Raw genomic sequence first — 10,644 nt, 5'->3', positions numbered from 1 at the left:
CTGGATCGCCGCCATACCGACCCCACCCGCACCCGAGTGGACCAGCACCGACTCCCCCGCCCGCAACCCCGCCAGATCACGCAACGCGTAGTACGCCGTCAGGAACACCACCGGCACCGACGCCGCATCCACAAACGACCAACCCGCCGGCATCCGCGCAACCCGATCCCGCTGCGCCACCACCCGCGGACCAAACCCGGGCTCGAACAACCCGAACACCCGATCACCCGGCACCAGATCCGCAACCCCAGGGCCAACCTCCAACACCACACCCGCGCCCTCGCTGCCCATCACCGCAGACGAGTCCGGATACATGCCCAGGGCGATCAACACGTCCCGGAAGTTCACACCCGCCGCGCGCACGGCGACCCTGACCTCACCGGGGGCCAGTGCGACCGGCGCGGTCGGCGCGATCTCCACGCCGTCCAGCGTTCCGGGGCGCACCGCCGCGACGTGCCACGCGCTGTCGGCCGGCGGGGTCAGCTCGGTGCCGGCCCGCCGCACGAGCCGGGGTACGAGCACCTGGTCGCCCCGCAGCGCGAGCTGGCCGCCGAGGGCCGACGGGTCGGCCGCGACCGCCGACAGCACGCCGAGCGCCGCCGGGTCGACGGGCCCGTCGAGGTCGGCGAGGACGATCCGGTCCGGGTGCTCCGACTGCGCCGACCGCAGCAGACCCCACACCGCCGCACCCGCGAGGTCGTCGACCCGGTCCTCGTCGCGGGCCACCACAGCGCCCCGCGTCACCACCACCAGCCGCACGTCCGCCAGCGACTCGGCAGCCAACCACGACTGCACCACCGCCAACACCTCGGTCGTCACCGATCGCACTGCAGCCGGAACCGCCACGCCGGAGACGGTGGGCACCGGAAGGAGCACGCGGTCCGGGGCGGCCTTGCCGGCCTCGACGGCCGCGACCAGCGCCGCCACGTCCCCGAACACCGGCACACCCGGCAGCTCGGCGTCGCCCAGCACCGCCCAACCCGAGACGTCCCCGGCCGGGGTCACGTCCTCGGCCCGCCACGACACCTCGAACAGCGACCGGTCGGTCGCGTTTGGCGTGGCAACGGCACCCATCTCCCGCAACACGAGGGAGTCCACCGACACCACCGGCGCACCCGACTCGTCCACCGCCACCAGGCGGACCGCCGAGCCAGAACGGCTCAACCGCACCCGCAGCACCCGCGCGCCGGTGGCGTGCACCTGCACGCCCTCGAACGCGAACGGCACCCGCGGACCAGTCCCGGCATCGAGCAGCCCGATCGGGTGCAGCGCGGCATCCAGCAGCGCCGGGTGCACCCCGAACGCCGACACGTCCGGCGCGTCGTCGGGCAGGGCCACCTCGGCGTACACCTCGCCGTCGCCGGCCCACACCCGCCGCAACCCCTGGAACACCGGCCCGTACGCGAGCCCGTGCTCCACCAACGCCGGATACCAGCCAGCGAGGTCCGTCTCCGGCACGCCGACCGGCGGCCACACCTCCAAACCCGGCTCCTCGGCCGACACCGGCTCCAACACACCCCCGGCGTGCCGGACCCACTCCGCCTCGACGTCCTCCTCCGCCTGCGAGTACACGGCGACGTCCCGACCGCCGGAGTCGTCGATCCCACCGACGCGCACCTGCACCCGCACGCCACCCGACGACGGCAGGGCCAGCGGCGCGGCGATGGTCAGCTCCCGCACCCGGGACGCGCCCACCTCGTCGCCGGCCCGCACCACCAACTCCACGAGGGCAGTGCCCGGCACCACCACCGCACCCGACACCACGTGATCGCCCAACCACGAGTGCGACGACAGCCCCAACCGACCGGTCAGCACCACCTCGTCGTCGCCCGCCAGGCGCACCGCCGCACCCAGCAGCGGGTGCCCCGGGGCGGCGAGCCCGGCGCCGGACACGTCGCCGCTGCGCCAGGCCGCCGCGTCGGGCCAGAACCGCTGCCGCTGGAACGGATACGTCGGCAGGTCCACCGGCCGTACGGCGGAGCCGCCGCCGGTCAGCGCGGCCCAGTCGACGGGCGCGCCGCCGGCGTACGCCTCGGCGAGGGCGGCGAGGAACGCGGACGCCTCGGTGCGCCCCTTCCGCAGGGTCGGCACGATCACCGCGCCGTCGTCGTCCGCGAGGCAGTCCTGTGTCATGCCGGCGAGGACGCCGTCGGGCCCGACTTCGAGGTACGTGGCGACGTTGCGCTGCCGCAGGTACGCGATCCCGTCGGCGAAGCGGACGGCCTCGCGGACGTGCCGCACCCAGTACCCGGGGTCGCAGAGGTCCGCCGCGTCGGCGGCGAGGCCGGTCAGGTTGGACACGACCGGCAGCAGCGGCGCCCGGAACGTCAGCCCGTCCAGGACCGCCCGGAACTCGGCGAGCATCGGCTCCATCAGCGGACTGTGGAACGCGTGACTCACGGTCAACCGCCGCGTCCGCACGCCACGCGCCTTCCAGACCTGCTCCACCTCGTCCAGCGCGTCGACCGCCCCGGACACCACCACGGACATCGGGCCGTTCACGGCGGCGATCCCCACCCGGCCGGCCAACCCGTCCAGCGCGGCCAACACATCGGCCTCGGCCGCGTTCACCGCCAGCATCCCGCCCCCGGCCGGCAACGCCTGCATCAACCGACCCCGAGCAGCGACCAGCACACACGCATCAGCCAGGGACAACACCCCGGCCACGTACGCAGCCGTGATCTCACCGACCGAATGCCCACCCACGAAGTCCGGCACCACCCCGAACGACTCCACCAGGCGGAACAACGCCACCTCGACCGCGAACAACCCCGCCTGCGTGAACACCGTCTCGTCCAGCAGCCCCGACTCCGGCGAGCCCTCCGGAGCGAACAACACGTCACGAAGCGGCTGCGGCAGCAACGGATCAAGCTGCCCACACACCTCGTCCAACGCCGACGCGAACACCGGGAACACCCCGTACAGCTCCCGGCCCATCCCGGCACGCTGCGCGCCCTGCCCGGAGAAGAGGACCGCGAGCCGGCCAGGGCGGGCCGTGCCCCGGACGACGATGGACGACGGCTCGTCGCCGGCGACGGCGTCGAGGCCGGCGAGCAGGCTCTGCCGGTCGCGGGGCAGCAGCACCGCGCGGTGCTCGAACGCGGACCGCCCGGTGGCCAGCGCGTGGCCGAGGTCCGGCAGCGGCACCGCGTGGTTCTCGGCCAGCCAGGCGCTCAGCCGGGTGGCCTGCTCGCGCAGGGCGTCCGCGGTGCGGGCGGAGAGCACGCAGGGGGTGGTCAGGTCGCCGGAGGTGACGGCCGGCGGCACGGTCACGGTCGGCGCGGGCGCGGCGTCGGGCGCCTGCTCCAGGATGGTGTGGACGTTGGTGCCGCTGATGCCGAACGACGACACGGCCGCCCGGCGCGGCCGGTCCGTCTCGGGCCAGGGCCGGTCCTGCGCGAGCAGGGCGACGGAGCCGGCCGACCAGTCGATGTGCGGGGACGGCTCGTCGACGTGCAGGGTGCGGGGCAGGACGCCGTGCCGCATCGCGAGGACCATCTTGATGACCCCGGCGACCCCGGCGGCGGCCTGCGCGTGCCCGATGTTCGACTTGATCGAGCCCAGCCACAGCGGCTGGTCGGCGGGCCGCTCCTGCCCGTACGTGGCGAGCAGCGCCTGCGCCTCGATGGGGTCGCCGAGGGCGGTGCCGGTGCCGTGTGCCTCGACGGCGTCGACGTCGGCGGGGGCGAGGCGGGCGTTGGCGAGGGCCTGGCGGATGACCCGCTGCTGGGCGGGGCCGTTCGGGGCGGTGAGGCCGCTGCTGGCGCCGTCCTGGTTGACGGCGCTGCCCCTGATCACGGCGAGGATGCGTCGCCCGTTGCGCTGGGCGTCGGGGAGCCGCTCGAGGAGCAGCATGCCGACGCCCTCGGCGAAGCCGGTGCCGTCGGCGCCGGCACCGAACGCCTTGCACCGCCCGTCGGGCGACAGGCCGCGCTGCCGGGAGAACTCGGCGAGCATCCCGGGGGTGGACATGACGCTGACGCCGCCGGCGAGGGCGAGGCGGCACTCGTCCTGTCGCAGCGCCTGCGCGGCGAGGTGCAGGGCGACCAGCGACGACGAGCACGCCGTGTCGACGGTGACGGCCGGTCCTTCGAGCCCGAACAGGTAGGAGATCCGGCCGGACGCGACGCTGCCGGCGCTGCCGTTGCCGACGTACCCGTCCAGCTCGTCGGACGTGCCGAGGGCCTTGGATGCGTAGTCGTGGTAGATCAGGCCGACGTACACGCCGGTGCTGCTGCCGCGGGCGGCCAGCGGGTCGATGCCGGCCCGCTCGAACGCCTCCCACGAGGTCTCCAGCAGCAGCCGCTGCTGCGGGTCCATGGCCAGGGCCTCACGGGGCGAGATGCCGAAGAAGGCGGCGTCGAAGTCGGCGGCGTCGTACAGGAAGCCGCCGCGCTGCGGGGTGGCGGTGCCGTCCTGGGCGTCGGAGCGCAGGTCGGCGAGGTCCCAGCCGCGGTCGGTGGGGAAGGGCGCGATGACGTCCGCGCCGGCGGTCACCAGCTCCCAGAGCTGCTCGGGGGTCTGCACGTCGCCGGGGAAGCGGCAGGCCATGCCGACGATCGCGATGGGTTCGTCGGTGCCGGCCGCGGCGGCGGCCTGGGCGGTCGCCGGGGTGGCCCGGCCGACGATCTCCCGGTCGAGGAAGTCGGCGAGCACGACCGGGGTGGGGTAGTCGAAGGCGACCGTGGCGGGCAGTCGCAGCCCGGTCGCGGTGGCGAGCCGGTTGCGCAGCTCTACGGAGGTCAGGGAGTCGAAGCCGAGTTCCTTGAACGGCCGCTGCGGGTCGAGGTGGTCGGCCGAGCGGTGGCCGAGGACCGCCGCCACGTTGCCGGCGACGAGTTCGAGGAGCTGGCCGCGCCGCTCCACGGGGCTGAGCGCCGCGAGCCGCTCGCCGACGGAGAGGTCGGCGGTGGCCCGGGTGGCCGCCCGCCGCCGTGCGCGGGGCGGCCGGACGAGGTCGCGCAGCAGCGCGGGGACGCGCCCGGCGTCCGGTGCCTCGGTGGCCGCCGGCACCTTCATGAGTACGACGTGCGCGCCGCCGTGCCGCTGCGCGGCGTCGAGGAGGGCGAGCCCCTCGGTGTCGGTGAGCGGGGCGCTGCCGGCGCGGATGGCCCGCCGGTGCTCGGTCGCCTCGAGGTGGGCCGTCATGCCGCTGGTGGTGGCCCACAGTCCCCAGGCGAGGCTGGCCGCCGGCAGACCCCGCTGGCGGCGGTGCTGGGCGAGGGCGTCGAGGAACGCGTTCGCCGCCGCGTAGTTGGCCTGCCCGGGCGAGCCCAGGGTGGCGGCGATCGACGAGAACACCACGAACGCGGCGAGGTCCAGGTGGGCGGTGGCGCGGTGCAACGCCCACGCCCCGTCGACCTTCGGCGCCATGACGGCGGTGAGGGCGTCGGCGTCCAGCGAGGTGATCGTCGCGTCGGCGATGACCCCGGCGGTGTGCACGACGGCGGTCAGCGAGTGCGCCCCGGCGACGAGGTCCGTCACCTGCTGCGGGTCGCTGACGTCCACTGCGACGGCGTCGACCGTCGCGCCGGCCTCGGTCAACTCCGCGACCAACGCCGCGTACTCCGTGCCCTCGGCCGGCAGGCGACGCGAGGCCAGCAACAGCCGACGCGCCTGACCGGTGGCGACGAGGTGCCGGGCCACCACCCCGGCGAGGGTGCCCGACGCTCCAGTGACGAGGACGGTCCCGTCCGGGTCCACCGGCGCGGGAACCTGGAGGACGACCTTGCCGACGTGGCGGGCCTGACTGATGTGCCGCAACGCCGCCCGCGCCTGCCGCACATCCCACACCCGCACCGGCAACGGCGACAGCACACCCCGCTCGAACAGGGCCAGCAACTCGGCGAGCATCTGCCCGATCCGCTCCCCACCGGCCTCGTTCAGATCGAACGCCCGATACACCACACCCGGATGCCGCTCCGCCACCTGCTCCGGATCACGGACATCCGTCTTGCCCATCTCCACGAACCGGCCACCACGCGGCAGCAGGCGCAACGACGCGTCCACGAACTCACCCGCGAGCGCATCCAACACCACATCCACACCCGCGCCACCCGACGCCGACGCGAACGCCTGCTCGAACTCCGTCGACCGCGACGACGCGATCCGCTCCCCCGCCACACCCAACCCACGCAGCACACCCCACTTCCCGGGGCTCGCCGTCGCATACACCGTCGCACCGAAATGATGCGCCAACTGGATCGCCGCCATACCGACCCCACCCGCACCCGAGTGGACCAGCACCGACTCCCCCGCCCGCAACCCCGCCAGATCACGCAACGCGTAGTACGCCGTCAGGAACACCACCGGCACCGACGCCGCATCCACAAACGACCAACCCGCCGGCATCCGCGCAACCCGATCCCGCTGCGCCACCACCCGCGGACCAAACCCGGGCTCGAACAACCCGAACACCCGATCACCCGGCACCAGATCCGCAACCCCAGGGCCAACCTCCAACACCACACCCGCGCCCTCGCTGCCCATCACCGCAGACGAGTCCGGATACATGCCCAGGGCGATCAACACGTCCCGGAAGTTCACACCCGCCGCGCGCACGGCGATGCGCACCTGGCCGGCCGCGAGCGGCGTCGCGCTGCCGGGCACCAGGTCGACACCGTCGATGGTGCCGGGGCTGACCGCCGCGACGTGCCACAGGTCCGTGGACGGGGTGAGCGCGTCGCCGGTCGGCCGGGTGACCCGAGGTACGAGCACCGCGCCGTCGCGGAGCGCCAGCTGACCCCCGGTGGGGGCGGGGTCGTCGGCCACGGCGGCGAGCACGGCCAGCGCGTCGGTGTCTGCCTCCCGGTCGAGGTCGGCCAGGACGATCCGGTCCGGGTGCTCCGACTGCGCCGACCGCAGCAGACCCCACACCGCCGCACCCGCGAGGTCGTCGACCCGGTCGCCGGGCCGGGCCGCCACGGCGCCCCGGGTCGCCAGGACCAGCCGCGTCTCGGCGAGGGGCTCGGCCGCCAGCCACGCCTGCACGGACTCCAGCACCGTGGACGTCAGAGAGCGGACCAGCCCGGGCAGGTCGTCGCCCTCGGCGCCCGCGGCGGCGACCGGCAGCAGGAGGAGGCTCGGCGCGTCCTGGCCCGCGTCGACGGCCGCGACCAGGGCCGCCACGTCCCCGTACGCCGGCACGCCCGGCGGCTCAGTGTCGCCCAGCACCGCCCAGCCGGAGGCGTCCCCGGCTGGGGTCACGTCCTCGGCCTGCCACGTCACCTCGAACAGCGACCGGTCGGTCCCGGCCGGCGCGGACACGGCGGCCATCTCCCGCAGTACGAGGGAGTCCACCGTCACCACCGGCGCACCCGACTCGTCCACCGCGACCAGGCGGACGGCCGTCCCGGCACGGGTCAGCCGCACCCGCAGCACCGACGCGCCCGACGCGTGCACCTGCACGCCCTCGAACGCGAACGGCACCCGGGGGCCGGCCGCCTCGTCGGCCAGCAGCAGCCCGATCGGGTGCAGGGCCGCGTCCAGCAGCGCCGGGTGGACCTCGAACCGGCCGGCGCTCTCCGCCACGTCGTCGGGCAGGGCGACTTCGGCATACGCCTCGCCGTCGGCCGTCCAGACCCGCCGCAACCCCTGGAACACCGGCCCGTACGCGAGGCCGTGCCCGGTGAGGGCGTCGTACCAGCCGGTCAGGTCCGCCTCGGCCGCGCCGGTCGGCGGCCATTCCCCGGTCGTCGGCTCGTCGTCGGCGGCGGGCTCCAGCACGCCCTCGGCGTGCCGGGTCCACTCGGCCTGCGGGTCGTCCTCGGGCTGGGAGTGGATCGTCACCGGGCGGGCGCCCGCGTCGTCGGCCCCGCCGACGCGCACCTGCACCCGCACCCCACCCGACGCCGGCAGGGCCAACGGCGCCGCAATCGTCAACTCCCGCACCCGCGACGAACCCACCTCGTCGCCGGCCCGCACCACCAACTCCACCAGAGCCGTGCCCGGCACCACCACCGCACCCGACACCACGTGATCGCCCAACCACGGATGCGACGACAACGCCAACCGGCCCGTCAACACCACCTCGTCGTCACCCGCCAGACGCACCGCCGCACCCAGCAGCGGATGACCGGCAACCCCGAGACCCGCACCGGAGACGTCACCGACCCGCCACGACCCCACCTCGGGCCAGAACCGCTCCCGCTGGAACGCGTACGTCGGCAGGTCCACCCACGCCGCGCCGGAGCTGGCGAAGACGGCGGCCCAGTCGACCCGTACGCCCGCGCTGTGCAGCCCGGCCAGCGCGGCGAGCAGCTGGCGGCGGCCGTCCTCGTCGCGGCGCAGCGAGCCGACGACCACGCCTCCGCCGGACCGCCCCGCGTCGGCCCGATCGAGGGCGTCCTGGACGACGACCTTGAGCACGGGGTGCGGGCTGACCTCGACGAAGGCCCGGAAGCCGGCGGCGATCAGCGCGTCGACGACGGGCGCGAGCCGGACGGGCTCGCGCAGGTTCCGGTACCAGTAGTCGGCGTCCAGCTCGGTCGTGTCGAGCAGTTCGCCGGTGACGGTGGAGTGGAAGGCGACGTCGGTCGGACGGGCCTCGATCGTGCCGAGGGCGGCCGCCAGGTCGTCGCGGACGGCCTCGACGTGGGCGCAGTGCGACGCGTAGTCGACGGCGATCTCCCGGGCGCGGATGTCGCGCTCGGCGCAGACGGTGAGCAGTTCGGCGACCGACGCGGCGTCGCCGGACACCACGGTCACGGAGGCGCCGTTGAGGGCGGCGACGGAAAGCGTGTCCCCCCACGGGGAGATCAGCTGCTCGGTGTCGGCGGCGGGCAGCGGCACGGACACCATGCCGCCCTGCCCGGAGATGGCCAGCAGGCCCCGGCTGCGGGCGACGACGAGCCGCATCGCGTCGGGCAGGGTGAGCGCGCCGGCCGCGCAGGCCGCGGCGATCTCGCCCTGGGAGTGGCCGATGACGGCGTCCGGTACGACGCCGCAGGACCGCCACAGCTCGGCGAGGGAGACCATGACGGAGAACAGCAGCGGCTGGACGACGTCCACCCGGTCCATCGGCGGGGCGTCCGGCGCGGCCCGCAGGACGTCCGCCAGGGACCAGTCGACCAGCCGGCTCAGCTCGGTCTCGCACTCGCGCATCCGGTCCCGGAAGGCGGGCGACGACTCCAGCAGGTCGAGGGCCATCCCGGCCCACTGGGAGCCCTGGCCGGGGAAGACGAAGACGACCTTCGGGGTGTCCTCGCCGACGCTGGCGGGCTGGTCGGCCAGGGTCAGCGCGGCGAGCCCGGCGAGCGCGTCGTCCCGGTCGGCGGCGACGGCGACCTGCCGGTACGGGTGGTGGGCGCGGCCGGTGGCGAGCGAGTACGCGACGTCGACGAGGTCGAGGTCCGGTTGGTCGGCGAGCCGCTCCCGGAGCCGGGCCGCCTGGTCGCGCAGCGCCCGGGGGCTGCGGGCCGAGACGAGCAGCGGCACGGCGTCCGCGGCGACCAGGCCGGGCAGCCGGTCGGCCGGCTCGGGGCTGGTCGGCGGGGCGTCGGCGGCGGGTGCCTGCTCGATGATGGCGTGGGCGTTGGTGCCGGAGATGCCGAACGAGGAGACAGCGGCGCGGCGCGGCCGGTCGACCGCCGGCCAGGGCGTCGGCTCGGTGGCCAGGGTCACGGCCCCGGCGGGCCAGTCGATGTGCGGCGAGGGCTCGTCCACGTGCAGGGTCGGCGGGACGACGCCGTGCCGCATGGCCAGGACCATCTTGATCACACCGGCCACGCCGGCGGCGGCCTGCGTGTGCCCGATGTTGGACTTGATCGACCCCAGCAGCAGCGGCCGGTCACCCGGCCGGTCCTGCCCGTACGTCGCCAACAACGCCTGCGCCTCAATCGGGTCACCCAGCGTCGTGCCCGTGCCGTGCGCCTCCACGGCGTCCACGTCCACGCTCGACAGGCGGGCGTTCGCCAGGGCCTGCCGGATCACCCGCTGCTGCGACGGCCCGTTCGGCGCGGTCAGCCCGTTCGACGCCCCGTCCTGGTTCACGGCGGTGCCCCGGATGACGGCGAGGACGCGGTGCCCGTGCCGCCGCGCGTCGGAGAGCCGCTCCACCAGCAGCATGCCGATGCCCTCGCCCCAGCCGGTGCCGTCCGCGCCCGCGGCGAACGCCTTGCAGCGGCCGTCGGGGGCCAGGCCGCCCTGGCGCGAGAACTCGGAGAACATGCCGGGCTGGGCCATCAGCGCGACACCGCCGGCCAGGGCCATCTCGCACTCGCCGGAGCGCAGCGCCTGCGCGGCGAGGTGCAGGGCGACCAGCGACGACGAGCACGCCGTGTCGACGGTGACCGCCGGGCCCTCCAGCCCGAAGGTGTAGGCCACCCGGCCGGAGGCGACACTGCCGGCGGTGCCGGTGAGCAGGTGGCCCTCCAGGCCCTCCAGGCCGTCGCTGCCGCTGGCGGCGTAGCCGGAGGAGGCGGCGCCGATGAAGACGCCGGTGACGGTGCCGTTCCGGCTGGCCGGGTCGATGCCGGCGTGCTCGAACGCCTCCCACGAGGTCTCCAGCAGCAGCCGCTGCTGCGGGTCCATCGCCAGGGCCTCGCGCGGTGAGATCCCGAAGAACCCGGGATCGAACTCCGCCGCGTCGTACAGGAAGCCACCCTGCCGGGTCGTCGACGTGCCCGCCCGGTCGGCGTCCGGGTC

The 10,644-nt window shown here is 75.1% G+C and carries 1 protein-coding gene; it reads right to left on the bottom strand.

Annotated elements, in window-relative coordinates; all coding sequences use genetic code 11:
• The coding region (locus tag ACGF5G_RS35350; RefSeq protein WP_393271212.1) for an SDR family NAD(P)-dependent oxidoreductase at positions 1–10,644 on the bottom strand (10,644 nt) is incomplete at both ends.

Origin of the sequence: Micromonospora sp. NPDC047730, assembly GCF_043204765.1 — a bacterium.
Taxonomy (GTDB): Bacteria; Actinomycetota; Actinomycetes; order Mycobacteriales; family Micromonosporaceae; genus Micromonospora.
This window is presented reverse-complemented; position numbering and strand designations above follow the sequence as displayed.